General features: G+C 57.2%; 18 protein-coding genes. 12 read left to right on the top strand and 6 right to left on the bottom strand.

Going from position 1 to position 26,068, the window contains the following annotated elements; genetic code table 11:
* Positions 1 to 202: 202 nt before the first annotated feature.
* Positions 203 to 3,748, bottom strand: a complete 3,546-nt coding sequence (locus Q0650_RS14505; RefSeq protein WP_298820174.1) for an AAA family ATPase — start codon at positions 3,746 to 3,748, stop codon at positions 203 to 205.
* Between the two features lie 255 nt (positions 3,749 to 4,003).
* Positions 4,004 to 4,837 carry a CPBP family intramembrane glutamic endopeptidase gene (locus tag Q0650_RS14500; RefSeq protein WP_298820172.1) on the bottom strand — a complete coding sequence of 278 codons (834 nt, stop codon included), beginning with the start codon at positions 4,835 to 4,837 and terminating at the stop codon, positions 4,004 to 4,006.
* A 435-nt stretch (positions 4,838 to 5,272) separates the two neighbouring features.
* On the opposite strand from Q0650_RS14500, the gene Q0650_RS14495 reads away from it, so the two are divergent.
* On the top strand, positions 5,273 to 8,023 hold the full coding sequence (locus tag Q0650_RS14495) for a LuxR C-terminal-related transcriptional regulator (RefSeq protein ID WP_298820171.1): 2,751 nt from the start codon (positions 5,273 to 5,275) through the stop codon (positions 8,021 to 8,023).
* Positions 8,024 to 8,111: 88 nt separating this feature from the next.
* Here Q0650_RS14495 and Q0650_RS14490 read toward each other — a convergent pair whose 3' ends face one another.
* Positions 8,112 to 9,164, bottom strand: a complete 1,053-nt coding sequence (locus Q0650_RS14490) for a homoserine dehydrogenase (protein ID WP_298820169.1) — start codon at positions 9,162 to 9,164, stop codon at positions 8,112 to 8,114.
* Between the two features lie 127 nt (positions 9,165 to 9,291).
* On the opposite strand from Q0650_RS14490, the gene Q0650_RS14485 reads away from it, so the two are divergent.
* The 9 genes from Q0650_RS14485 to Q0650_RS14445 all read left to right on the top strand — a co-directional run bounded on the left by Q0650_RS14485 (position 9,292) and on the right by Q0650_RS14445 (position 18,711).
* Entirely contained in the window at positions 9,292 to 10,041 is a 750-nt protein-coding gene (locus Q0650_RS14485; protein ID WP_298820167.1) for a hypothetical protein, read from the top strand.
* Positions 10,042 to 10,241: 200 nt separating this feature from the next.
* Positions 10,242 to 10,703 (top strand): GyrI-like domain-containing protein, encoded by a 462-nt coding sequence (locus Q0650_RS14480; RefSeq protein WP_298820165.1) that lies wholly within the window; start codon positions 10,242 to 10,244, stop codon positions 10,701 to 10,703.
* 42 nt (positions 10,704 to 10,745) lie between these two features.
* The gene (locus tag Q0650_RS14475; protein WP_298820164.1) at positions 10,746 to 11,096 is read left to right on the top strand and encodes a VOC family protein; all 351 of its coding nucleotides are present in this window, start codon (positions 10,746 to 10,748) and stop codon (positions 11,094 to 11,096) included.
* A gap of 86 nt (positions 11,097 to 11,182) precedes the next feature.
* On the top strand, positions 11,183 to 11,614 hold the full coding sequence (locus Q0650_RS14470; RefSeq protein WP_298820162.1) for an arsenate reductase ArsC: 432 nt from the start codon (positions 11,183 to 11,185) through the stop codon (positions 11,612 to 11,614).
* A 354-nt stretch (positions 11,615 to 11,968) separates the two neighbouring features.
* Positions 11,969 to 12,790 carry a hypothetical protein gene (locus Q0650_RS14465; RefSeq protein ID WP_298820160.1) on the top strand — a complete coding sequence of 274 codons (822 nt, stop codon included), beginning with the start codon at positions 11,969 to 11,971 and terminating at the stop codon, positions 12,788 to 12,790.
* A 107-nt stretch (positions 12,791 to 12,897) separates the two neighbouring features.
* Entirely contained in the window at positions 12,898 to 14,025 is a 1,128-nt protein-coding gene (locus Q0650_RS14460) for a DNA adenine methylase (RefSeq protein ID WP_298820158.1), read from the top strand.
* A 320-nt stretch (positions 14,026 to 14,345) separates the two neighbouring features.
* Positions 14,346 to 16,343 carry a DUF6541 family protein gene (locus Q0650_RS14455; RefSeq protein ID WP_298820156.1) on the top strand — a complete coding sequence of 666 codons (1,998 nt, stop codon included), beginning with the start codon at positions 14,346 to 14,348 and terminating at the stop codon, positions 16,341 to 16,343.
* On the top strand, positions 16,343 to 17,503 hold the full coding sequence (locus Q0650_RS14450) for a glycosyltransferase (protein WP_298820154.1): 1,161 nt from the start codon (positions 16,343 to 16,345) through the stop codon (positions 17,501 to 17,503). The genes Q0650_RS14455 and Q0650_RS14450 overlap by 1 nt, the downstream gene beginning before the upstream one ends.
* Positions 17,503 to 18,711 carry a glycosyltransferase family 4 protein gene (locus Q0650_RS14445; protein WP_298820152.1) on the top strand — a complete coding sequence of 403 codons (1,209 nt, stop codon included), beginning with the start codon at positions 17,503 to 17,505 and terminating at the stop codon, positions 18,709 to 18,711. Before Q0650_RS14450 ends, Q0650_RS14445 begins: the two co-directional genes overlap by 1 nt.
* Here Q0650_RS14445 and Q0650_RS14440 read toward each other — a convergent pair.
* Positions 18,695 to 20,185 (bottom strand): LuxR C-terminal-related transcriptional regulator, encoded by a 1,491-nt coding sequence (locus tag Q0650_RS14440; protein WP_298820150.1) that lies wholly within the window; start codon positions 20,183 to 20,185, stop codon positions 18,695 to 18,697. The two genes, Q0650_RS14445 and Q0650_RS14440, sit on opposite strands and share 17 nt — an antisense overlap.
* 162 nt (positions 20,186 to 20,347) lie before the next feature.
* On the opposite strand from Q0650_RS14440, the gene Q0650_RS14435 reads away from it, so the two are divergent.
* Both Q0650_RS14435 and Q0650_RS14430 read left to right on the top strand, forming a co-directional pair.
* A complete protein-coding gene (locus Q0650_RS14435; RefSeq protein ID WP_298820148.1) occupies positions 20,348 to 22,633 on the top strand; it encodes a hypothetical protein in 2,286 nt (761 codons plus the stop codon).
* Positions 22,630 to 23,544 carry a hypothetical protein gene (locus Q0650_RS14430; RefSeq protein WP_298820146.1) on the top strand — a complete coding sequence of 305 codons (915 nt, stop codon included), beginning with the start codon at positions 22,630 to 22,632 and terminating at the stop codon, positions 23,542 to 23,544. Before Q0650_RS14435 ends, Q0650_RS14430 begins: the two co-directional genes overlap by 4 nt.
* Before the next feature lie 27 nt (positions 23,545 to 23,571).
* On the opposite strand, the gene Q0650_RS14425 is transcribed toward Q0650_RS14430, so the two are convergent.
* Both Q0650_RS14425 and Q0650_RS14420 read right to left on the bottom strand, forming a co-directional pair.
* Positions 23,572 to 25,647: a hypothetical protein gene (locus Q0650_RS14425; protein WP_298820144.1), complete on the bottom strand. Its 2,076-nt coding sequence runs from the start codon at positions 25,645 to 25,647 to the stop codon at positions 23,572 to 23,574.
* Entirely contained in the window at positions 25,644 to 25,961 is a 318-nt protein-coding gene (locus Q0650_RS14420; RefSeq protein ID WP_298820142.1) for a hypothetical protein, read from the bottom strand. The genes Q0650_RS14425 and Q0650_RS14420 overlap by 4 nt, the downstream gene beginning before the upstream one ends.
* Positions 25,962 to 26,068: the final 107 nt, after the last annotated feature.

The following is a 26,068-nucleotide window of genomic DNA, read 5'->3' as shown; positions in this document are numbered from 1 at the left end:
GCGAAACGGCTCTCCGCTGGTTCTTTTGCGACGGTCACAACTGCGATCAGCGAACTACCTGAATGGTAACGATCAAGCGTCCTCAAAACGTCCTGACATTGAAGCGAGTAGGGATGTTGCCCAGGAGTTCCTTCTGGGTTCGGACGTGGTGAAGGAGCAGTGTACTGGCAATGCGGCCGGCGTGGCTGCAATGGCTATTGAACTACAGAGAGGCGCGGCGCTTACGGGCAGTGGCGTGGACTGTTGGCTGACATGAGGCAGCTACAGAGGGTAATGGCGAATCGATCAGGCCATCGAGGCAATACTGGCGCAGTCGCGCAGCTTCGGGCAAACCGATGAGCAGAGCAAGTGGCGCGAAATGCTGACGGGCAATCGCCTGCGCTTCCATCAGTTCCATATCATCAAAGGTCGATTGACCGGCAGAAGCGCGGATGCGTGCCAGCAGCGCCAGTCCTTCGCCGATTAACGGCACATCGGGACAGGCGCGCGCGATTATGACGGCTTTTTCGGCAGCGCCGAGCGCCGCGGTTGGTTGAGCGCATTGGTGTAGATATGCGGCGCGGGCCAACCATGCGAGGGATTGCACCGGCAACTCGCCGCTGATATGGGCCTGCTCGATAATCTGGTCGAGGTCTGCGCTGGCGGCGGTGTCATGCGCAGCCAGCAACCGGTCATAGGTCTGCTGAGCGCGCGCGTGGAGAATAAACGAGGGCACATTCGCTGTTTGCGCCGCCTGTAGCGCGCGTTCGTGCATCTCCAGCGCCTGCGCGCTATCTCCCAGCAAGCGCCAGAGTTGACCGGCCAGCAGACAGGCCATATACACGACCGGCGGAATGCGCAGCTCCTCTGCGCGCATTGCCAGTTGCGCCAGTGATAACGTTGGCTTTCGTCCCTGGGCGAGGTCAACGAAGGTCAGGTAGGTTTGCATCAACAGCGCGCCGTACTGGCTATTCACCTGATTAGCAATGTCCAGTCCGGCAACGAAATCCTGGCGAGCTGCCACGAGTTCACCCAGGCGCAGCGACACCCAGCCGCGCCCGGCATACTTGCCCCACATCCCCGGTCTATACGATGCGCCGGCCACATCGATCGAGCGGGTATACACCTGGATCGCCTCATCGTAGCGACCGCAGTTGAGAGTCATCTGGCCGATCATAGTTAATGCCGCGGCTTCCAGTCGTGGCAAACCGCTGCGCTGCGCCATAGCGACAGCGCGGTTGAGAATCTCCCGCCCCTGTTCATATTTTTGGGCAAATACCAGAGCAGTGCCGAGATGATTCAGACTCTGGGTCGTCTGTGCCAGGATACTACGGGCATTGATGTCGTCCTGACGCAGCCGATCAACCAGCTCGCATGCGCGTTGCAGGTCGGCGACGGCATCTTCTATCTGTCCAATCATCAACGAGCTGACACCGCGAATATTCAGCGCGCGCGTGACACCGATCGTGTCTTGTAACGACGAAGCCAGTTCAAGGGCTTGCGAGGCGATAGCGCGCGACTCGGCGGCGCGATCGCGGGTATAGAGCGCATAGGCGTATGTAATCAGCGCGCTGGTATAGAGGGCAGGAAATTCACGACTCTGCTGCATCGCGCATTGCAACAGATCGAGCGCTGAAGTGGCATCACCCTGGTAGAGCGCAATCATGCCACGTTGCGCGGCAATCTGTGCCCGCAGCTCCCGTTCTCGCCGGGATGATCCCGGCGCCAGCATTTCGACGCGAGCGATGGCTTCCATCGCCTGATCGAAGGCGGCCAGATCTGTGTTCTCGCGCGCATGCGCCAGCCAGAAACGCGCGGCAGCAAGCGCGCTTCCCGCCTTCTCATAATGGGTGGCGATCCGGGCAGCGTAGCCCGGCTGATCGGTATGCAGCCTTTCCAGGGCGCCGGCAGCCTGGTTGTGGAGTTCTGCGGCGCGGTCAGCCGGAATATCATTCAGAATGATGTCGTGGATGAGATGATGGGAAAAGACGAAATCATCGTCACTGTGAACCACCGTGTTGAACAGTAACCGTCGCGACAGAAGTTCGTCAAGCGCCGAGACATAGATCGCCGGCGGCCAGGCGAGCATCTGCTGCAATTCGTGTCCGTTGAATGAAAATCCCAGGATTGCGGCGGCTTCGAGCATCTGACGATTCTGTCGCCCAATATCGCGCAGTCGCAGCCTGATCACATCGCGCAAACCGGTCAGTGGTGTCTGGTGTGATTCCCGTTGTTGATGCGCCTGACGCAGACTCTCAATCGCCTCGCGCAGAAAGAGCGGGAAGTTGCCGGCATAGCGTCTGACCTCTTCGCGCGTTCTGGCGTCAACGATGTCTGCGGAAATGCTGTTCAGGAACAGATCGGTTTCTGTCGGCGTGAACGGCGCGACATGAATGTCGAGCGCCCGGAACCGGCGCCGCATGGCTTGTTTCAGATCGAGCAAGGCTCGCGGCGCCGCCCCAGAGCGATGGGTCACGATGAGCAGCACTGGCAAAGACTGGCAGACATCGGTTAGTTCGTTTAGCGCATCAAGTGACCAGTGATCGATCCAGTGCGCATCCTCGATAATCAGGATAACCGGTTGGCGCGATGCCAGCGCCTGCACGCCTTGACGGATCGCGGCGCGCAATGCCGCAGCATCCGGTTGTGAGGGATGGGACAACTCTGGACACAACCCGGCCAGATCGGGGACGAGTGGTAGCAGGCGACTCAGCCAGTCGGTGGCGATTCCGGCGCGTTCAACTAGTCGCGTCGTTACGGAAGTAAAGATATGGCGCCAGGGCGTGTAGGGGCGATTGCCGCGTCCATCGTTGAACGGCTGGCAATATCCCCAACACACGAGCGCCGGCGGTTTATCGGGCGCGCAACCATACCGTCGCGCCGCTTCCTGCACCAGCGCCGTCTTCCCCACGCCTGGCTCGCCTGAAACGAAGGCGATGGAGCCTTGTCCCTGCGCAGCGCGACGCATCAATTCATCGAGACGCCGCAGTTCATCGGCGCGACCGACGAACGTTACCGTTGTCGGCGGGTCATCGGGCGAGGGAGCGGGACCCAACCGATGGTGTACGATATCGTTGTAGAGCGCAGTTGTCTCTGCCGCCGGTTGCAGATGCAGCTCATGCTCTAGCTCATGCGCCAGTTTCTGATAGATCGCGAGCGCGGCAGTGCGCTGTCCGGCCAGCGTTAACGCAGTCATCGCCAATCGCGCGCCTTCTTCATTCCAGGGATCGTGAGCATTCAGGAGTTGCGCCCAGTGCGTCGCCCGATCCCAGTTCCGCTCTTTCATCCAGGCGTAGACGAGCGATGTGAGCAGTTTCAGATAGCGTTGGCGCAAGGCTTCGCGGCGAACAAGAATGTCATCGTCCGTGTCAACGCCGGGAGCCAGATCGCCGCGATAAAGCCCAACAATCGCTTCCAGCTCATGCACCGACGCCCATCCTTGCTCAAAGAGATGGACATCGCTCTGGCATTCAGCCGGAGCATTCCAGATGATATGCCGGGTTGAAACGATGAGCCAGGCGCGCATTGCCGGAGGCAAGAGATTGCGCAGGAGATGGAGATGGCGGCGGAGATTGGCCAGCGCTTTATCTGGTTCGGTGTCAGGCCAGATCGTAAACGCCAGTTGCTTGCGAGGAATTGGCTGACGGGGTTGCAGGAAGAGTCGGGTTGCCAGCCGGCGCAGACTCTCGCGCTGTGGCAGACTCACGTATTGCGAGTCGATCTGACAGCAAATATCACCCAGTAAGATGATACGGATGGGGAATGACATAGCGTACTGTCATAGTTTGGTGATAGCGCCGGTTTGCATGCTGTCAGTATAGCTAAAATGAATCCGCATGTCGAGTTTTCTGCCGACAAATTTGGCGACAAGGGGGAACGGCAGGCCGGCGCGAGCGTGGCGATAAGCTGCATATCAGATCAGTGTCTGATCGCTGTCAGCGCGCTCTGTCGATGAAAACTGGATTGTGTTGCCGGTCGGCTCGCCGAAGCCGCGCTCTGCTGGCGAGTATTCCGGTTGCGTGAGCTAGAGACCGATCAGGGTGTATGCAATCGCCTGCGGCAAGCCGTGCAAGAGTGCCGGCGCGACAATGCTACCGGTCTTCTCGCGCGCAAATCCGAACACCAGGCCGCTGAAAAACGTCCAGCCTCCCCACCACCACGACCACTGCCAGTTACCGTTCACCAGACTCCCCAGATTGAGCGCGTGCATCAAACCGAAGAGGGCTGCGGTGATCAACCCGCCCCATCCCCACGGAACGCCGAAGAACCGGAAAGGACGGCCCCATACATCGTTCAGGCGTGACTGAATATAACCGCGAAACAGCAACTCTTCACCGAGACCAAGAAAGAAGATGAAGAAAACAAACGTCGTTATTGCGCGGCCCACAACAGTTGGCTGAGGAAGCTGGAGCCAGATCGGCGTGAATGCGCCGATAACAACACCATCCTCATTGCGAGTCGGCTTGCGCCGGAGCAGCCAGCCGAGGGCAAACAGGGAGGCGAGATAGCTTCCTGCCAGAATCAGCGAGCCCGTCCAGTGTCTGTAATCAACGAACGCGAAAGGAATACTGGCAACGGCAACCGGCGCCAGCGCCGTTGTCGTGACATCAAGATGATAGGTTGGATTGCGCAACGACAAACCGTAAGCGGTCAGGTCTCGTCGCGTAGCGATCAGGATGGTAGTGGGAATTGCCATCATCACCGCATACTCGACAAACCCGCGACGGAGAGTTGTTCGTTCCCATGCGCCCACCGGAGAGAGTCCTATCAGGGTCAGTGCCAGCAGGGTAAGGCTCAACACAGCAATCACTTCGAGGAGGGCGCGGGATTTGTGGTGGAAGTGTTGATGTAAGCGCATCGTGTGGACTCAAGAGTTACAGACATACTAATCTCAAAACTAAAAGCAAATCTTCACAGCGTAGTAGACAATGTTGATTGATAGTCTTTTTCTACTGTAGCAGGCCATGTGAATTGGGTCTTTGTTTTGGTAAAGATGCTGGTATGTTAGCGCAATGATAGTTCCGGGAGGCACGTTTGTCCATCATCTGGATTGGCGCCAGAAATTATTCAACAGACAATTTTTATTCCTATTCATTTGCAGTCAGCTTAATCTCGGCTTGAGGTTCTTATTCTACCCCGTCATTCCCCAAACACATCCCGACCGGCGCCGTTCATCGGCCAGCCTGTCCGCTCAGGCAGTATTTACAGGCTGAATCCCTGTGGTAGACTGTAAGGTAGCAAGACCCTTTCCATCCCAAACGAAACAGCTTACAACGCCAGAGGGGGAGTGCGGATGATGCCACTCGTGCGCACGAAGCTACATCCACCAGAGCTGCTACCGTCATTCATTGCTCGTGACAGATTGCGTGAACAGTTGCGCGCCGCGCTGCACAGTCGGCTGGTGCTGATTTCCGCTCCTGCCGGTTATGGCAAAACGTCACTGTTGGCCGAATGGATGGCAGAGGCGCGCAATGAGTGGTCGCATATCGCCTGGCTTAGCCTGGATGCGTCTGACAATGACATCCGGCGGTTGTTGATGTATCTGCTGGCTGCGCTGGAAAATATTCCGCCCGAGCGACGCGATCGGCTGCGCGCGATGATTGATACTGAAGCGATGGATGCCGAGCAGTGGTTTGCTGAATTGCTGAATGATCTGGCCGAGACTGCCGGTTCGACAGCTATTGTGCTTGACGATTACCAGACTATTGATGATGGACAGATCCACCAGGCTATTGCCTTTCTGGTTGACCATTTGCCGCCTCGTTGTCGCCTGATCATCGCTACCCGCAGCGATCCGCCATTGCCGCTGGCGCGCTGGCGGGCGCGCCGGTATCTGGCCGAGCTGCGTGGCTTCGATCTCGCCTTCACTCCAGAAGAGGCAGCCGCTTTTCTGCTCGAAACGATGGAGTTGTCGCTGAGCCGTGAGCAGATTGTCGCGCTGATTGAACGCACTGAAGGATGGCCGGCAGGGTTGCAGCTTACGGCGCTAGCGTTGCGTAGTCGCGCCGATCGCGGCGCGTTGATCGAGGAGCTCAATACCACGAATCGATATGTGGTTGATTACCTGCTTGAAGATGTCTTTCATCATCTTCCGGGTCACATACAGCAATTTCTACTCCAGACCTCGATTCTTGAGCGGTTGTGCGGGCCATTATGCGACGCGGTGTTGGGGTTGAGCCAGTCATCTGACGAAGGGGCGAGCGGCCAGTCGTACAGCCAGTTGATCCTGACCGAGCTTGAGCGGAACAATTTGTTTTTGGTGCCACTCGATGCCGAGCGTACCTGGTATCGTTATCATCATCTGTTTGCCGATGTGCTGCGCGATCGGCTCGTAACCGGGAGTAACGCCGAGCAGTTGGCGTTGTTGCATCGGCGGGCTGGAGCGTGGTTTGCCGCGCACGGTTTCCTTACTGAGGCGATCAATCATGCGCTGAGTGCGCATGCGATTGATGATGTGGTTGCAATGCTCGAACCGATCGGGCTGGCGCTGATTACCCAGGTTGGGGAAGTTACCCTGCGGCGCTGGTTGCCGGCTATTCCTGAAACGGCGTTTGAGAGCCATCCGCGACTGGCCCTCTTGCGCGCATGGCTGGCGACATCCGATTATCAGGCTGAAGAGGCCAGATACTGGATCGGCGTTGCCGAGCAGGCTCTCGCCAGCGTGGCCAGTGGCACGGCTGCGCCGATTGGCACGATTGCCAACCTGCGCGGCGAGCTGAGCGCAGCGCGAGTGAGGCTGGCCATCTTGCAGGGAAATACTGAGCAGGCCGTGGCCGAAGGTCGGCAGGCGCTGGCGTGGTTGCAGCCCGATCAGCAGGCGCTGCGGATGCGGATCGCGAAGGATCTCGGTTATGCGTATGTAGCCGAATGCGATACGGTGCGGGCTGAGAAAGCGTTTGCTGAGGCTATCGCCAACGGTTTCAATGCCGGTTTTCCCTACATCTCGGCGATGGCGACAAGTGACTATGCCTACACGCTCGTTTTGCGTGGCGCGATCAACGCTGCGATTAAGGTTTGTCGGGAAACGATTGATCAGCTTGGGCAGATCAATCGCGGGCAGCGCCCACCCGGAGCCGGCTTGCCGCTGCTGGCGCTGGCCGATCTGCACGGTATCGGCTATAAGTTTGCCGGCGCGTTGCCGGCACTGGCCGAAGCCGAGAGCATCATCAAGCCGGGTAGCACGACCAGCTATCTCTGCCTGCTCATCGCAACTGCCCGGATCGCGCATGTCCGCGCCGATGATGTTAGCGCATTGCGCGCGATCCGGCAGGCGCGCTTTCTTGCCCGTGAGCGTAACGTCGCATGGGTTATGGCAGTCCTTGATGGCCTGGAAGCTCAAATCTTGCTTGCTCAGAGCGAGATTGAGGCTGCGCGTCTGCTGCTGTCTGATCTGCCGACCACACCGGCAGAGTTTCACTATCTGCCTATTGCCGTATTCTATGCCCGTGAGCATGTTACGCGCGCGCATTACGAGTGGCGGCTGGCTACGGCACGAGCGGCGGGTGACACCGATGCATTGCGGAAGCTGGCTGCTGAACTCACTCACAAAGCCGGGCAGGAACTCTGGCAAACCTTGTCGCCGATCGATGCTGCGCTGTTGCGAAGCCTGGCGTTAGCCGCAGCCGGAGACGAGGCAGTGCCCGCGCTGACGCATGCGCTGCATCTGGCGGCGAGCGAAGGGATCGTAGCGCCATTTGTGACCGCGAAAACGGCGTTACAACCGATCCTGGCAACATTGTCTTCCAACCGCCAGCTACCGCCATTTGGCGAGTATCTCCTGACACTGTTTACCGATGATGTGCCGCTCGCCGCGACGCCAGCGCCCTCATTACCGCTTGATAGCCTGCCCGAACCGCTGAGCCAGCGTGAAATCGAGGTCTTGCGCTTGATGGCCGAAGGACGCACCAATCAGGATATTGCTGGCGATCTTGTGATTGCGTTGAGCACAGTTAAATCGCATATCAACAACATCTTCAGCAAGCTGGGCGTGGCCACCCGCACTCAGGCAGTCGCGCGTGGTCGCCGCTTAGGTCTGATCCCCTGAGTGCAGGCAGTAACAGCCGGAAGATCGTGCTGGAAGAGGGCGATCTTCTCCGGTTGCGCGCCATCAATGTCCTGAGACGCTCTGTTGATCAGCGACGAAGTACGTCGATCACATCGCGCACCATCGCCTGACAGGTTCCCAGCGGCCCGTCTTCAAGGCTACTCATCGTCGCGCGACCGGCGCTATCACTGTAGATGACAAAACCCATTTCACCGCGAGAAAGGCGGGCGAGCGGGTGATCTGAGCCGAGCGTTTCCGGGGCAACCGAGAGGGTATATCGGCCATCAGGCTGGCGCTCGGCGCGGGCGACGAGCGAGATACGTCCGCCAGCGCGCCACGCCGCTGCCAGTTCGGCGGGAGTCACGTCGCGAATGCCGCGCACCGATACATCGGCCAGCGTGGTCGATTGACCGAGCGCAGCATTGGCAAAGATGACCAGCTTGGTGGCGGCATCCCAGCCATCGACATCGAGCGACGGATCGGGTTCAACAATGCCCTGGCGTTGCGCTTCGGCCAGAGCAGTTGCAAAATCAGCGCCGGCAGCCATCTGTTCAAGGATCACCTGAGTCGTTCCGTTAACCACGAGTTCAGCGCGTTCGATGTGAGCGCCGGCCAGATCGCGACGAGCAACATTGATGGTGGGCAGAGCGCCGCCAACGGCGCCGGAAAAGCGCAAAGCCGGGCGCGAACTACGCGGAGAAAGGTCATCGGCCCAATCGCTGAGAGCCGCCAGCTCGCCAAAAGCCAGCGCCAGCGGCCCTTTGCTGGCCAGAACAGCGTGTTTGCCGCGCCGCAATGCTGTCCGCACAATATCAAGACCGGGCTGCCCATCGCGGAGATTGGTTGGGGTTGCTTCAAGCAAAAGGTCGTAGTCAGCAGTTGCGGCCAGCGCTACGACATCGAGATCGGGCCGGAAGGTGGGCAAGGTTGCTACGCCGCGCTGTTGCCGTTTAGCAGCGATAATTGCCGGCATATCGAGACCGTTTGGATCGAAGGCAACGCCGCTCGAATCGGCGACACCAACCAGGCGGAGCGTAAAACCGTAGCGGCGTGGCAGTCGTTCAGGATCGGCTACCAGCAATTCGAGCAAGGTGCGACCGATATTGCCAAGACCGGTAAGGATAACATTGATAGAAGGCATAGCTACTCCTGTACAATCGCGCATCGAACAGTTATAATAGGAAGCTACATCAGAAAGATTTGTCCAGCCACCCAATAGTATATCTGCAACAAGATCATTGAGCTTCACACATGGTAGGGATTGATCGATGAAACAGTGTCCAGTTCCGTGTCCATTTGTCGCTGCGCATAGCCAGGATATGGCGAGCCTGCGTTCTCACTTGCTCGACGGGTACCAGTGTCGTGACGCATGGGTAGCGATGAGCAAGCTGGTTAACGATCCGGTTCGGCGCAAAGACTGTCTGGAGCGGGCCTCGGCGCTCGCACCCGATGACGAGGAGTTGCTGATCGAATACCTCGAAGCGCGATTGGCAGTCAATCCGGCAGATGGCTTTGCCCAACAACGGTTGAACGAGATCCGCACGATGCGGCTGCTATCTGATGTCAAGACACCCTACTTTCACGAACCACCCAAACCACGTCTCATTGGCGAAATTCTCGTCTCAATCGGAGCGATTAGCGAATCCGAGCTGCAAGCAGTATTGGCCGAGCAACGGCGGGCCAGTCTATTGAAATCAGACCGGCGGCTCGGTCAATTACTGCTTAAGCGTGGTCTCATTACGCCGGTAAAGCTGGCCAAAGCGTTGATCATTCAGCAGCAAGAGCGGAGTCGGGCGCGCGCGGCGCCGCAGGTATTGGGCGAATACCTGGTTGAGAAGGGATATATCACAGCGGCGCAACTGGAAGCTGCGCTGGCCGAGCAAATCCGGCTCGATCTGCAAGGCAAGCGGCTGAGTCTGGGGGAACTGCTGGTCAAAATGCACCTGCTCTCGAAAGAGAAGATCGATCAAGCGGCGCGCGAATACGAACGTCTCTTCTGGTCGCAGTTTAATGCGTGAAGCGATCCGTTGTATCCAGCCAACCCTGGCAATCTGCGCGTGTGTCAATGGCCTGGCGGCGCTGGCGAGTAGAGTTGCGGATGCAGCTCATACGGCGTAAGATTCTTCATTGCGCGCGGCCAGTCATCACCTGCGCAGACCTTCTACCTTCTCAGATAACAATTTCCACTCAAACCATTTTAGACAAAGGAATGTCATGCGTGAACGTTGAGCAACCACTGCTGGTTACTATCAAGGAATTACCATCGATAACCATCGTCTATACACCGGTTTTTCTCCAACAAACCCAGGGAAATTACAGCGAGCAAATTCGGAATGGCTTTGAAAACATAAAAAATTGGGCGCGCCAGCGTGGATACGATCCATCGACGTTCAGGCTCATCGGCGTGCCACAAAGCGATGGCGCGCAACTGGTCAGCTACGAATGCGCGCTGGAACTCGAGGCCGCTACTTTGCCAACAGATGACATCTCCACCAGACAACTGCCGGGCGGTCGCTATGCCATTCTATCGCTCGCGAAAGATCCGACCACTATCGGCGCGACCATCAGCCATTTTTTCACGGTCTACATACCCCAACAGCGACTCATCATCGACCGGCAACGTCCCATTTACGAAGTCTATGATGAGCGCGTGATGGAATATTGCGTTCCTATCCTGTAATGACTCACGACGGGATAGATTTCTCACAGCCACGGAGGAAAGATGTTCAGGTACGCCATCCCAAAATTTCCGACCGCCGACATGCCGGCGGCGCTTGAATTTTACCAGCATAAAATGGGGTTTACGGTACAATTCAATTATGGGGATTATGCGGCAATTCGACGCGATACGGTCGAGATTCATTTATGGATCTGCGAAGATAAGTATATCGCCGAACATACCGCCTGTCGCATAGCGGTAGACAATATCGAAGCGTTGTATGCAGAATACCGGCAAGCAGGGGTTATTCACCCGAACGGAATGTTAGAGGAGAAGCCTTGGGGCGGGAAAGAGTTTGTCGCGCTGGATCGAGACGGGAACGGTCTGTTCTTTTTTGAATATCGAGGCGTCTGAACGCCGATCATCCGGTCGCACTGATATTGATAATCGAATGCGCCGCGCTCGCGAACAGCGCGGCTAAGCAGCGAGGATCACACACTATGCAGAAGCGAAAAGTTCTCTTCTTATGCACAGGTAACTCGTGCCGTTCACAAATGGCGGAAGCGATCGTCAATGCTCGTCTAGGCGAAACCTGGCAGGCCTTCAGCGCCGGCACAAAGCCGGCGGGATACGTGCATCCCAAAGCGATCACCGCCCTGGCGGAGATCGGAATTCATCATGCCGGTGACTCGAAGGGGGTCGATGCAGTTCGCGCGATCGATTTTGACCTGGTGATCACAGTTTGCGACTCGGCAGTCGAAGAGTGTCCGGTCTGGTTGGGACAAGGCAAACGCATTCACCACAGTTTTCCCGATCCGGCAGTAACCGACAATATGGATGATTTCCGCAAGGTGCGTGACGATATTGAGAGGGTCATCATTGATATACTGCGGTCGCATGAGCAGGGACTGATGGAACGCCTTGAGCGCTGATACAGTCGCTGGGTGTGCGCGGTATCTGTGGACATTGTTGTCGTCGTTGTTTTTGTGGATATCTAAGACTGATACTTAAAAATCTATAACTTGTGGCAGGAGTTGTGATGTTGGATCGCATGTGATATTGCGCCAGGGCAGTTTTGCGTCCAGATTTTGGAGCGGTATCCTCTAATTTTTCTGGTAGAAGAGCGCATGTGTCTGGAAGCCAGGTTGTTGGAGTTATTCCAACAACACGCGCGTCTCTCACTCGCTCTCTGTCAGTTATAATTTGCTAAGCGCTTTCTGCTTTGCCCTTCTTCTATCTCGTTCTCGCAAGCAGTTCATAGATTGCCGAACTCATTGGGAAACGCTATGAATATCAATCAAGATCGCGAAAACGCTTATCTTGATCTCCTGCTCAAACCGATCCGGATTTGTGCAGATTACAAACCTGGATTTGGTAGAGGTAAAAGAGATGGTTTAACGTTGGAGCAATTTCGCGCGTTATACAAAAACGATCAGTTTTATCAGTGGTTTGGATTAGATCATCTGATGATGTATACCGCTCATAGAATTGCAGGCGGTATGACAAGTATTTATCGGCAAATTGGGATCGGTTGTGAAAAGCTTTTCAGGACGGTCTTGCGCGACGCATTAGGTCTTTCAGACCAGGATGTGATATGGTCTTACAAGGTAACAACTTCTTCTGGTCAGGAACGCATGCTTTCTCTTGATGGACGAGTGCTGATCGAAAGCATTGCGCATAAGGATAAACAGGATATATTTCGTGAGTGGATGAGAAAATCAGCAGAAAGATTGGGTGTTGACCCTGGTATCATAAATACCCTTAAGGAAGTAGTCTTCGAAGTTCGTCAGGGTTACAAGAGCAAAGATGCTAAGCGTCAGAATGCCGATATTGCAAATGCAGCAACAGCGTATATCCATGCTTACCTTCCTTGCGCTGCCATTCTCTCGACGCAAATAGATAATGATATTTTGAAGCGCTATCAACGCGAGCGATGGGTAGTTATTACAGGTGAACGAAAGGATGATCCGTTTACATCTACATATGCTTTCGCGAGGCAGATCATTGGATACGATCTTGAAGCTTTTTTTAAGAAGCATTGTGAAGATTTGCGGCGAGAAGTGGTATCCGTTCTCGAATCCTTGCTTAGTTCAGAGGATGAACGATGAGATCTTTTACGGCTCAGACGCGGCTGCGACAACGAGCTGAGTATACGCACCGGTTTAACGCTGCCACCGGAAGGCACGGCTGGATCAGGCTGACACCTTCTTATTCGGTGAAGATTGTTGAAGAGATTGTTACCGGTCATGACCGCGCGCAACGCATTTTTGATCCGTTTTGCGGAACAGGAACAACAGCCCTGTGCGCCGCAACGCATGGACGGGAAAGTGTTACCACTGACCTCAATCCGTTCCTGGTGTGGTTGGCGCGGGCAAAGACGGCGCGGTACTCAGCGGAAGTTATCGATGAAACGCGCAATGCCTGCGCGCATGCCATTGATCTTACGCTTCATCGGGCAATTGAACCGGTTCCTGCGCCACCGATCGCGAACATTGAGCGCTGGTGGAGCGCGGACGATCTTGACTTTCTGCGCCTTCTTCGCGCCGCGATTGACCACGCGACACACTCTGATACGGAGGCGCGCTCGCTTTTGCTCGTTGCGTTCTGCCGCGCGTTGATGCGCCTGTCAAATGCTGCGTTTAATCATCAATCAATGTCGTTCAAGGATGACGAACAATTGACACTTCCTCTTGAGATTGATAAGGTAGCAATTTTCGAGACCGAGGTTCGTTTTGTGTTGCGTGGCGCGGTTGAAAATCCGGTTGGTTCCGCTTCGGTAATGCTGGCTGATGCTCGCAAGCTTCGGCAACAGATTTCTGGCACGTTCGATCTCGTTGTGACCTCACCACCCTACGCGAATCGAATGTCATACATTCGCGAACTACGTCCATACATGTACTGGCTGGGCTTCCTCAGCGATGGGCGGGCGGCAGGCGAACTCGATTGGCAGACCATTGGTGGCACCTGGGGTGTCGCTACCAGTCGGCTTGCAAACTGGGAACGTTCGGAACGACAGTTCAACAGCGCTCAATTGACTCGTGTCTTGCGCGAGATCGCGCATCCTGATCATAAGAATGGGATGATCCTATCCAAATATGTCGCAAAATATATCGACGATATGTGGGCGCATTTCTGTGAACTCACAGGTTTGCTGTCTGCAGGCGCAGAGATTCATTATATTGTTGGAAATTCGACATTCTACGGGGTTCTTGTTCCTACGGAACACCTGTTTGCCGAGATGCTTGCTGAACTTGGCTTTTCGCATGTCGAATGTCGGCCAATTCGGAAAAGAAACTCAAACAAATCCTTGATCGAATTTGACGTTGTTGCGCGATGGAAGTAACTGCTACGACGACCATTCGGAATTTGCGCCCTACTGGTTCATCATGCGCGCTTGCGCGCAGATTCGGCGCGCTCCGCTGTTGCAGGTTCGGCGCTCGAAAGCGAATTGATCCTTTACGCTCAACTGAGATTGGAACGTAGCAATACGCGTTGCCTGGTTGCGCTGTTTTCATTCCGCTGCCGCAAAATTGGTTTATCCAGCCGTAACTTGTTCTTTTCGCCCTCGTTTACAAGATTAGCGGAGGTACCCAACCCCAACCGACAAGTCATGCTACAATATGACCGCCTCTGCGCAGGCGAAGTGATGGCAAGAGGGTAGTTGTGATTGTCTCGGCCAAACATCGCAATCTGTCACCGGCCCTGTGGCTTGCCACAATCTGGCTGGCAGCAGTTCTCAGTATGGCCGCGCCGGGGTTGCTCTGGTGGGCATCACAAATGATTGTCGTCGAGCTGCTGACGGCATTAGGTGGCGCGCTCCTCTTCATCGTTCCCGGTCTGGCGGTGTTGCGCTGGCTGCATCCCGAACCGTTGCCCTGGTTTGAACGACTGATCTATGCCGCCGGTCTTAGTTGGGCTGTGATACCACTCTTGATGCTTGTGAGTGAACCGATTGGCTGGCGCTGGAATGGTACGCTGGCCTGGTTTGCGCTGGTTTTGCTGGCAGCGCTGGCGCTGTGGCCGGCCCGCCGTCTCCGTCGCTCACGATTGCCCTATCGAGACATGCTCGGATGGTCGCTGGCCCTGGTCACGATTGCCGTCTTTGCCACGCGCTTCTTTCCCACTCGCGATTTGCCGCTCGGTCTGTTTGGTGATTCGTACCATCATACGGTCATCACGCAGCTTATGATCGACAACGGTGGCCTGTTTCATTCCTGGCAACCGTATGCGCCGGCAGTGACCTTTACCTACCATTACGCCTTTCACGCAATGGCGGCATGGTGGCGCTGGCTGAGCGGCGTTTCCGCTCCTCAGGCGGTGATTTTGACCGGTCAGGCGATGAATGGGCTGGCAGCGCCGTTGCTTTACCTGCTGACTGCGCGCCTGACAGGGTCGCGGCTGACGGGGGTGTGGGCAGCGGTGATCGTGGGTTTTCTGAGCTGGTATCCGGCTTATTATGTGAATTGGGGTCGCTATACGCAACTGGCCGGGCAGACTGTTTTGCCGGTGGCAGCGGTGGCATGGATGTCATTGATTGATACTGCCATCCGATCGCAGCGATCATTGCTGCGTCCGCTCTTGCTGGCGATCATCACCAGCGCCGGGCTGGCAGTCAGCCATTATCGGGTTGCGATCCTGGCAATTTGTTTTGTGATTGCTTACGGCGCGGTGAGCCTTGCGCCGTTGTGGGGGCAGGGTCGGCGGCAGTGGCTGCGGTTTGTGTTTGCCTCCTTTGTCGGCGCGGTCGGCGCCGGCTTGCTGGCCTTGCCCTGGCTCTGGCGGGTGCAGCAAGGCCAGATTATCCGCATGGCATCATCGATCCTTGGCACAGACGTTGAGGCGCGCAATCCAATTGCGCTTGAGATCGTTGGGCTGGCCTTTCAGGCCGGTCTGTTTCCACTGGCTGCGGTAGGGCTAGGCTTCCTGCTCTGGCAACGCCGCCCGGCGGGGGTTGTGCTGGCGTTATGGGCAACGTTGAGCTGGCTGGCTGCCAATCCACAACTGCTGAATCTCAACGGGCAGGGGCTGATCACTTCGTTTGCCGTGCTGATCGGCGCCTATCTGGCGATCGCGCCGGCGGCTGGCGCCGGTGTGCATGCGTTGGCGCGGGTCGTAACCGCTTTCATGTTCCGGTCACGCTCTGCCGCTATCGGGTTTCATCTGGCGCTTGGGTTGCTTATGATTGGGTGGGGCGCTCGGATGCAGGTTGCCATCATCGACCCTGCTTATCAGTTGGCTACGCCGGCTGATGTGCAGGCAGCGGCGTGGATTGATCAGCATCTACCGCCAGATGCCGTGATTTTTGTCAACAGTTTTCCGGCCTACGGCGGATATGTATATGCCGGCACCGATGGTGGCTGGTGGTTGAGCTTTCTAACCGGTCGGCGCGCGAATCTGTTGCCGATGGCAGTAGGATTTGAAGCGACCGATCCACCTGATCTGTTACAAATCATTCGGCAACAGCATGAGGCAATTCAGCAATATCCAATCGGCAGCGTCGAGGCAGCCGCCGCGCTCAAATCTTTCGGGTTCGAGTATCTGTATGATGGCCCTGCGGCGAATCCGCCTGGCGAGTATCTTAACCCAGCGCAGATCGACGCAGCGCCGTTTTATGAGTTAATCTACCGTCAAGACGGCGTGAGTATCTGGAGAATTCGCTAGTGCGCATCGCAGTTGTTGGTCCAACGTACCCCTTCCGGGGCGGGATCGCACAATATACAACGTTGCTGGTGCGAAATTTACGCGCCTCCGGTCATACGGTCTTTTTCTACTCATTTACGCGCCAGTACCCGGCCTTTCTTTTCCCCGGTCGGAGCGATCGCGATCCGAGTGGTATTCCTTTGTGGGCAGAGTGTGAATATCTGCTTGATCCGATCAATCCCTTCACCTGGTGGAAACTGGTGCGTCGGGTACGCGCCGATCGACCCGATCTGTTGCTCTTGCAATGGTGGGTGCCGTACTGGACGCCCAGTCTGACCGTGATTTCAAGTTTATTGAAACGCCAACCGGCAGTGAAGATTGCGATGATCTGCCATAATGTGTTGCCCCACGACGGTGGCGGCGCGCTTGACCGGCGATTGGCGTTGACTGTCTTGCGCCGCGCCGATGCGCTGATTGTTCATAGTGAACTCGATCGCTATCGCGCGCGCGCGTTGTTGCCGCATGCCCGCATTGTGAAGGCTTTTTTGCCCACATATGAACCAGTCGTTGCAGAAGTAGTGGCGGCTCAGCAGGCATTCCGCGCGCAGTTACAAGTGCCGAATGGTCGTCGCGTGCTACTCTTCTTCGGTTTTGTTCGTCCGTACAAAGGTCTTGAGTATCTGATTCAGGCCCTCGCTCAGGTGCGGACTCAGATCGATGCCCATTTGCTGGTCGTGGGTGAGATTTGGGGATCACCGGCATACTATCAACGGTATGCTGCCGAATTTGGCGTGACCGATGCGATTACGTTTGTTAATCGCTATGTGCCGAATGAGGAGTTGCAACCAATCTTTGCCGCGGCTGATGTGGTAGTCTTGCCTTACGTTTCGGCTACGCAAAGCGCCGTTGTTCAACTTGCGTTTGGGTTTGGCAAGCCGGTCATTACGACGAATGTTGGCGGTTTGCCAGAAGTAGTGCAAGATGGGGTGAATGGTTTGCTGGTGCCACCACAAGATCCGGTTGCGTTAGCAGAGGCCATCATTCGCTACTATCAGACCGATCTGGCCCCAACTCTGGCTGCGAACATTCGCGCAGCGACGGAAGAGCGCGCTGAAACGTGGCCCCGGTTAATTGCAATTATTACCGGGTTGGCGCGTGAATTGAACGGAGCAGGCGACTAGTGCGGATCGTCTTCCTTTTGCCAATGGGTCTTGAGCGTCCCTCTGGCCGACGGTATTTCAACATTGCGCGAGGGTTAGTCCGACGTGGCTTTCACGCGCGTCTGTTGGCGCTGCACCCGGATCTGGCTATGTGCCGGCAGCGACGCTTCATGCTAGATGGCGTGGAGGTCTGGTATGTTGGCCAGATGCATGCGCGGAAGAGTGGCAGTACGCCGACGCGATTCGGCCCCTTGCAGTTAGGGCTGGTGGTAGCGCGATCGACGCTTGCCATGGTCTGGGCTGTGCTCTGTTCGCCGGCAGATTGGTACCATCTGGGGAAACCACAACCGATTAACGGGTTAGCCGCATTACTGGCGGTGTGGTTATGGCGGCGTCAGCCGTTTCTGGTTGATTGCGATGATGACGAGGTGACGGCTAACCGATTTACCGCCGCGTGGCAGCGAGCTGTTTTTGCCTTCTGGCAGTGGTTGCTCCCGCGGCTCGCGGCTGGCATCACGACCAATACGCGCTACCTGGCCCAAAAAATGGCGCGGCCAGGTCAACCTTGCATTATCGTGCCCAATGGCGTGGATTGCGCTACTTTTACGCCACCGACGCCTGCCGCGCGCATTGCGCTAGCGCGAGTGTTAGGGATCGAGAACCAGCCTGTGATTGCTTACGCCGGCACGCTTGCATTGCACAGTCATCCGGTCGATCTGCTCCTGGAAGCCTTTGCTCAGGTGTTGACGCTTCATCCGACTGCGGTGCTGCTGTTGATCGGTGGCGGCGAGGATTTGCCGCAGCTCCAGCGTTACGTCGCTCAGCAACCGTGGCGCGACCAGGTTCGCTTTACCGGCCACGTTGCCCATAATACTGTGCGCGCGCTGCTATCTCTGGCCGATCTCAGTGTTGATCCGGTGTACGACGATACGGTGGCACGGGCGCGTTCACCGCTCAAGTTGATGGAAAGCCTCGCCCTCGGTGTGCCGGTCGTTACCGGCGACGTGGGTGATCGCGCCGAGATGCTTGGCTTCGGCGCTGCTGGAATGGTGGTTCGCGCCGGAGACCCGGCGGCGCTGGCTGCTGCAATCTCCGATCTGCTGGCCGATCCCGATCGGCGAGCGGCGATGTCTACTGCGGCAAAGGCGCAGGCTCGTCGCTATGACTGGGATCATCTGGCAGAGCGTTGGGCTGACATCTACCGCCAGATCGCTACTGCCCAGGAATGAAGATGATGTATAGCGCGCGATATTCGCTCAACATTCCCTGCGCTCGCGTGTCACCCATAAAATAGATGCTCGACTCGACCAGTACTGCGTCGGGGAAGACATAGGCTTCTGGTGGGAGCGGCGAACGACTCCAGGCATCAGCGGCGATGTCGTAGCTCAACCCTTCGCGCCGCTCGCTATCGAAAACGACCAATGCGCTCGACAGGCCAACCGCAGCCGGTCGCGCAATCGGTTGTGGCAATGGCGCGGTAGCAATCCACCGTCGATCGGGAGTGTTGCCTGGTTCAAGCCAGGCGCTGTCGCGGAGTGGGCCGTTTATCCCTTCGCCGCCAACCAGGTAGAGACGACCGCCGACAATGGCTGCGCCGGCATAACGACGGGGTTGCGGTAGTGGTGGGCCTTCTACCCACCGATCAAGCAATGGATCGTAGATAAAGACCTCTGACCGAATGGACGTTCCATCCCAGCCGCCGATCAGGTAGAGTTGACCTTCCCAGGCTACCAGCGCGTAACGGCTGCGTGGCGCCGGCAGTGGCGCGCCACTGAACCAGCGCTGTTCGCGTGGATCGTAGATTTCGAGTCGATCGATGACGGCGCCGGCGTTATCTTCGCCGCCAGGCACAAAGATCTGTCCGCGCAGAGTGATTGCCCGGGCATGACTAACAGCGGTGGGTTTGTCGGTGAGTGACACCCAACGGTTTGTTTCAGGGTCATAGCGGTCAACTGTTGCAGTGGTGATACCGTTACGGCGTCCGCCAATAACGTAGAGCCGACGCTCGAGGTCATAGCCGGTTAGGGCAAAATCATCACGCGGCTCGCTGAGCGGCTGACGGGTAGACCAGCGTTGTTCAGTGCCGGCAAAGGCCGGCTGTGTGGCGCTGACAGCCGGTGATGGGGTGTCGGTAGCGCGGGTGCTCAGGACAAAGATGAGAACGACTGCCACTAAGCCGATCAATCCGATCACCCATGGAATGAAGCGAGTCGGCGATGACGCCGGGGGAGTAATGGGCGCTGGTGGTAGGGAGGAAACTGAGTTGACGGTCGCGCTTTCTGTTGCCGATACCGGCGGGGCAAGAGGCTCTGATGTTGACGCTGGTCGAATGAACGGCTCTGTCGCCGATGCTGGCAATGGGTCAGGCGGCGCAGCTTCCGGCTCTGCAAATGGCTGCTGAGCAGAGGGAGTATCTGAACCGGTTTCGATGGTAACGTTCGATTCCGATTCAAGAGAGATTTCTTTTGTGCCAGCTTCAACCAGGCCGGTTTCACCAACTGTGACAATACCGGCGCGGATGGCGTAGACTGTTGCTTCGGTGCGCGATTCCACGCCGATTTTGGCAAAAATGTTGCGTAGATGCACCTTGACGGTATTGACACTAATGTTCAACGCGAGAGCGATCTGCTGGTTGGTAGCGCCGGTGGCGACAAGGCGCAAGATTTCACGCTCGCGGTCACTAATTGGGCTTTCATTCGTCATAACAGTCGTGTGTCAGAAGCGAGCCGACTCTCGTTGATCATAACATATGCATCGGTATTGAATTGCGCAGCAATCGAACGATATTGCCGCGCAGTTCGTCACGGCGTGCAAGCACTTCCCGTATAATATTTAGCATCATCCTGCTCTGCCAGACATACCGCTATGATTGTGCGCCGGTTGCGTGTGATAATCCTGTTGTGGTTCGCGCTGACCTGCTTGCCGGTTCTATGGGGATTACCGCGCGTTGCGACGGCGCAACCAGCAGTTACCCTCGATCTTTTTACTCCTTTTGCCGGCCAATATGTGACGGGAGCCTGGCTACCGTTGCGGATAGCGTTACAGAACCAGGGGGCAAGTGCGGTAACAGTCACTGTTACCGCGGCTCCTGCTGATGAGCCAGCGCAATATGAGCGCACCGCGCGGCTGGCTGCCGGCACGCAGCAAACGTTCTGGCTGTATGTTTTCATAGCGCGGCCAGCTCGCGCGGTAATTGTCACGCTAAGCACTGAAAACAGTGTCATCGCTCAACGCGAGGTGTTGTTGCTCTTGCGTCCGGTGGAGCGGATGAAAGCTGCGCTAGGGCCGGTGCCGGCAGGTGGCGATCTGTTTGCCATCGGTAATCTGCGCGTGGCCGATCTCCCGGATCATCCGCTCGGTCTGAGCAGCCTGAGCGTTCTGGCTCTCTTTGCGCTCGATGAACCGCTAGTGGCAGCGCAGCAATCGGCTTTACTGGCCTGGGTGTACAATGGTGGTCACCTGATCATTGGCGGTGGTCCAAATGCGATTGCCTTGCAGTCTGCGCTACCCCCGGCCTTGCGAGCGGCAACGATTACCGGGGCAACCATCCTTGACCGGCAACCACTGGTTGCTCGCGGTGGAGAAGTTTTGAACCAGCCCTTGCTCGGCTTGCAGTTACAGCCGGTTACCGGCGCGCAGCGCAGTGACCATTCGGCTGCGCCGCCCTGGGTAGAGTTGCAGGCTGGTCATGGTCGGGTCACACAACTGGCCTTTGCGTCAGAGGCGTTGGATGGTTGGGCCGGACGTGAGCGGTTCTGGTCGGAATTGGCGCAACCGGTTTTGCTGACGCCAATGCCTGATGGCGAGAGCGCTCAGATGACGACGCAACAGACGCAGATGCTGGTTCCGGTGCTGGATGCGCTGCCTCAGCTTGAGATTCCGGCCTTTGCGCAAGGGGTCATGGGGTTAACCGGGTATGCGCTGGCAGTGATAGGATTGATCGGCGGATTCTGGTGGTGGCGCAGAGTTATACCGGTGGCAGTACTGGCAGTCGTGGCGGTTATCAGCACCAGTATTGGGTTGTGGTGGGCCAACGACAATGCAGTGTCGGCATATAGCGCCTTGCGTCTTACCCTCATTGAAACGCTTGATGAGCAGCAAGCCCAGGCGCAAATGGCTCTCGTGTTACTGTCGGCAATGCCGCGCACTGAGACGATAGCGTTTTCTTATCCGACAATCGCGCGACCGCTGGTAGCCACAACTGAGAGTGGCCGTCAGATTAGTGGTATTGATGACAGATTGCCGCAACCGACGACACAGATAAACGTGGAATTGAAACCGTGGCATATGCAGGGTTTGCTGGCAACAGCAGTGGTGCCGACGCCGGCGATACGGGCAGCGTTGATCGTCGATCAGGGTTGGATGCGGGTTGATGTGCAGAACGACAGCCTGGCGACTGCGCGTGATGTCTTCGTCATCTATGGTGATCAACTATTCTTCTTTGGTACCCTGCGACCTGGCGCGCGTTCGGTTGGCCGCTGGCCGCTAAACCCGGCGTCTGCGCCGGCAGGGTTATCACCGGGTCAGCGGGTAATAAACGATTTGCGCACTAATGGCTGGCTGTTTGATCGCGTTGGTGACCCGACGGCCCGGATTCGGGCAACGCTCATCGATGCAGCGATCGCCGCGTTGCCTGAGCGGTTTGATCCAGGGCCGTTTATGATAGCATGGCTCGATCAAGACCCGATGACGCCGGAACAATCGACCACCGAACGAATTGAGACCTTGCTGGTGATGCGTCCGCCGATTCTTGGTCAGGGTGAGATCAACCTTGGTCTGGGATGGTTGCGGCTTGATCTGACCAATTCGACCCTACTCCCATGCCTGAATGGGCAAGGCGCGCAATTCAGCGGAGAGATTGCCGAAATCCGTTTGCGTTTGCCGCCTGCGCTCGCGGCGCTGGAAGCCAGAACTATTCAGGTGCGGCTGCAATCTTCGGATGTCGGCGGTAATCTGCCGCTCACCATCGCGGCTTATAACTGGACAACTAGCGCGTGGGATGCGATCCCGGTGACTGTTCTCTCGAATATCACTATTTCCAACGCAACACCCTACCTGCGCGCTGGTGAATTGCGGTTGCAGGCACGTGGTGAACTCGCGCGGTTGGGTTGTGTGGTGGTAACCGGTGGCGCGCAAGGGGTGCTGCCATGAGGCAGAAGCTGGGCGAGGAGTGGCGCCGGATCATTCGGCGTCGGCGCGCGTTAGGGTTTCTGGTTGGCGCCATGCTGGTCATGTTGCTGGCCGTACAGGGGATAGCAGGTCTGGCTAATCCGGGAAACCTGACCGCCTCACCGTTGCTCGATACTCCGTTGCTCGGCGCTCAGCTCGGTCGCCTCTTTGTGGCCGGGTTCTGTCTGGTCTTGCAAGGATGGTTGATCCTGGCGACGCCGCTGCTGGCAATGAGCGCCTATGTTGACGATCCGTTGGCGGCCTCGATACCTCCTGACACATTGCTGGCCCGCTTGCTGGCAGTTTGGGGACTGTTACTCGTCACCGGCGCTGTCACGTTGCCCTTTTTCAGTATCCTGCCATTGTTTGGCAGTCTGGATTTGTCAGAAGTCGGTTGGGCGCTGACGGTCATTCTGGTAACGGGGTTGCTGAACGGGGCGTATGGTGTTTGCTGGATGGCGCTGCTGCGCAGTCCGCCAGCCGCACTGTTTTTAGCGTATAGCGTACTATTGCTCTGGTTGGTGGTAGCAGTGCTGATTGCTGCCTCTTCGCTCCCACCGGCTGTGGTCGTTGTGGCAGTGGCATTCAACCCCTTTGCCGCTTTGCTGTCGCCAATTGCGCCGGCATTTCCCCCGACCGGACCGATTGCCACCGATCTGCGTAATCTCTTGCAGTTGACGCACGGAGGGCTTGATCCGGCGACGCCGTTACACCATCTCTACATTGCCGGTTGCGGCCTGTTGATCCTCTTATTCTTTGCTGTGGCCAGTGTGGCTGCGCGGCCAAAGCCGCGACGCTGGCAACGCTTTGATACCCTGCTTGTCGGCCTGGGCTTGCTGTACCTGATCGGATTGTGGTTCTGGCGCGAGTGGTGGTTGGCGCCATTGCTATGAATGGCAAGCAGTACAGCAGTGTCATGATTACGGTGAAAATACAGGCGTTCGATAGATCACAATTCCGTCTTGAGCAAACACTGGCTCGTAACCGGTCTTGTCGGCAAACAGCTCAGGCTGCAATGGCCCGGCGGCTGAGGTGTAGATGTAGTCGATTTGCTCAGTGGTAATCAGGTGATCAAGATCGATCGGTTGCCCATTGCCAAAGTCGATGATCTGCTGGCTGCGCCGGCGCGCAGCTTCGGCTGCATCAACATCGCCGTAGACGAATAGCGCCGGCGGCGTGCTCATCCAGCGTCCGGTCAGGGGCGTTATCCACCAGCCGCCATCATTGCCGCGCGCGACTCCGGGTAACCACGGCGCAGCATTGACCAGAAAGCGAGCATTTGGTGGGGTATGATCCTTAATCCACGCAATAGCGGCGCGATCGGCAGCAGTAGCCAGCACCGTCACCGGATTGACGATGGCGCGTTGCTGATCGGCGCCCCAGAAGCAGAGACCGATCAGTATCATCGTGCCGCTGATGCGCCAGAGGCGATGGCGTGTCGGCCAGATCAGGGCAGCGCCGCCGCCGATCAGACTGCTAAGAGGGAGAAAGAGACTGATTGCCGCAATATCGACCGGCAATAGCCAGAGGAAGGGCAGACGCACCGTGAACGGATTGATGGCGAGCAAGAGCAGCCCAGCGCCGCCTGGTAGCCATGCGCGCCTGATAATCCCGAAGAGCAAGATGATTATTCCAATCGGTGGGCAAAGGTAGCTTACCAGCCAGGGATTGGTAAGCAGGATCAGACCGCCAATCCATAGCAGGATGGTGGTTGTTGCGCGCTGGCGATAGGCAATGCCAAGCGCGCCGCTGATCAGAGCCAGCGCAACCAGCCACTCATTCGGCCCGATCCACATCAGATCGCGATTCAGTTGCACATACGATCCGCCACTGGTCAGGCTTTGGGCGCCAGTCGCTGCCGGTAACAAAACACGGCGCAGCAAGAGTAGCCACCACGGTGCTGCCAGTGCGATGGCAACCACGCCGGCAAGCAAGGCCTGCGTCATCTGTGCGACGATGCGCGAGCGAGACTGGCGGATGGCCCAGACGATGCTCTGCGCGACGATCAGCGCGCCACCGAAGACAAATATCCGCATGTGAATGAGGCTCAAGCCGGCAATAACTAATGTAACCAGTCCCAACCACACCAGACGCTCGCGGCGGGTTTCTGCCGTCAGCCAGTATTGCCAGCCGATAGCCAGCGCGACCAGCAGCAAGAGACCACTCAACTGAGTGTAGCGTCCCCATGAGACATAGTAGGCCGGCATCCAGGAAATGCAACCAACCACTGCGGCGGCGACGACTGCTGCCGATGGACGACGCCAGCAAAGCAGGGCCAGCGCAGCGGCGGTCAGGCTTTGCAGCCAGTTTAGCATCTGGCCGCTCCAAAGCATTACATCGGTCAACTCGCCGCCGACAGTTCGCCAGATTGCGGCAATGACGACGTGATAGCCCCAATGGTAGGGCATGTCAACAACTGGCAGATAGGGCGTGAGAGTCCACGGCGCGCGGCCAGTTTCGGCAGCGACCCGTATCATCAGCGCGTGATGTACCGAGTCGACCCAGGCCGGCAAAGCCAGATCGGCGATCTGTTCGGCGCGTAGCCAGGCAGTGATTGCGAGGACACCGATCAGGAGCCAGGCACTGGCAGAGGGTTGAACCTGGAGGTGAGCGAGATCGCGCCATGCGGCTATGATTGCGCCGGCAGCCAGCAGTATGGCGCCGACAATGATGACCGATCCCTCCAGATGACCGTTCGCCGCAGTGATCCAGAGGTAGATTAGTGGAATGATGCTGGCGCTGATTCCAATCCAAAGCGCAATCCGCAAGAGCCAATGCAGACGCGCGCCGGGCAAGAGCCGTTCTAGCAGATAGCCCGGCGCAAGCAGCCAAAGTCCGGTCGCCAATATTGTCCGACCACCTGGTGAGAAGGCGATAATTGCTCCGATCGCCAGGCTGCTCAGCAACCAGCGCCGGCCAGCGCTAAGTTGACTGAGCGCTGACTGCCCGGCGGAACTGGAGAGAATCGTTGTGTGTGGCGTCTGTTGCTCGCTCACCGCACCAGCCAGAAGATCAATCCAACTAAAATGACTGCGATCACCAGGAGCAGGCCGAGCAGCTTGGCCTGTTCAATTGAACGGCGGCGGGCCAGTAGCGGACGTGCTTCGGGAGCGTAAGGCACATCGGGCAGCTCGCTGAGAAAGATGGCCCCTAGCGCAACCGGATTGGAGAAGAGAGTCTTGAAAAAAGTGGTAATCAGATCACGCGCAGTGATAAGCGGCGGCGCCCAATACGCTTCTTCTGGCGTCAATGGTCGACCTGTTAGCGAGCAGCGCAGTTCGGTAGTAGTTTCATTGTCATGCGGTGACATACTTCGCCTCTCTTCAACCCTGCTGGTGAGCGCATGTGCCGCCAGCGCGCGATCTGATTTCGCTGCTGGCGGCGACAGACCAATGATGTTATTTCCCTGATTCGTTG

It is taken from the genome of uncultured Chloroflexus sp. (assembly GCF_937129525.1).
Lineage (GTDB): Bacteria > Chloroflexota > Chloroflexia > Chloroflexales > Chloroflexaceae > Chloroflexus.
Note: the sequence above shows the minus strand (reverse complement) of the source record. Positions and strands in the feature narration are given on the sequence as shown.

What these genes read in the sequence shown, in the direction of transcription:
- Q0650_RS14475 (WP_298820164.1), top strand. Translation starts at nt 10,746, where the DNA reads ATGTTCAGGTACGCCATCCCAAAATTTCCGACCGCCGACATGCCGGCG.
- Q0650_RS14470 (WP_298820162.1), top strand. Translation starts at nt 11,183, where the DNA reads ATGCAGAAGCGAAAAGTTCTCTTCTTATGCACAGGTAACTCGTGCCGT.
- Q0650_RS14495 (WP_298820171.1), top strand. Translation starts at nt 5,273, where the DNA reads ATGATGCCACTCGTGCGCACGAAGCTACATCCACCAGAGCTGCTACCG.
- Q0650_RS14485 (WP_298820167.1), top strand. Translation starts at nt 9,292, where the DNA reads ATGAAACAGTGTCCAGTTCCGTGTCCATTTGTCGCTGCGCATAGCCAG.
- Q0650_RS14420 (WP_298820142.1), bottom strand. Translation starts at nt 25,961, where the DNA reads ATGTCACCGCATGACAATGAAACTACTACCGAACTGCGCTGCTCGCTA.
- Q0650_RS14435 (WP_298820148.1), top strand. Translation starts at nt 20,348, where the DNA reads ATGATTGTGCGCCGGTTGCGTGTGATAATCCTGTTGTGGTTCGCGCTG.
- Q0650_RS14500 (WP_298820172.1), bottom strand. Translation starts at nt 4,837, where the DNA reads ATGCGCTTACATCAACACTTCCACCACAAATCCCGCGCCCTCCTCGAA.
- Q0650_RS14440 (WP_298820150.1), bottom strand. Translation starts at nt 20,185, where the DNA reads ATGACGAATGAAAGCCCAATTAGTGACCGCGAGCGTGAAATCTTGCGC.
- Q0650_RS14430 (WP_298820146.1), top strand. Translation starts at nt 22,630, where the DNA reads ATGAGGCAGAAGCTGGGCGAGGAGTGGCGCCGGATCATTCGGCGTCGG.
- Q0650_RS14490 (WP_298820169.1), bottom strand. Translation starts at nt 9,164, where the DNA reads ATGCCTTCTATCAATGTTATCCTTACCGGTCTTGGCAATATCGGTCGC.
- Q0650_RS14465 (WP_298820160.1), top strand. Translation starts at nt 11,969, where the DNA reads ATGAATATCAATCAAGATCGCGAAAACGCTTATCTTGATCTCCTGCTC.
- Q0650_RS14505 (WP_298820174.1), bottom strand. Translation starts at nt 3,748, where the DNA reads ATGTCATTCCCCATCCGTATCATCTTACTGGGTGATATTTGCTGTCAG.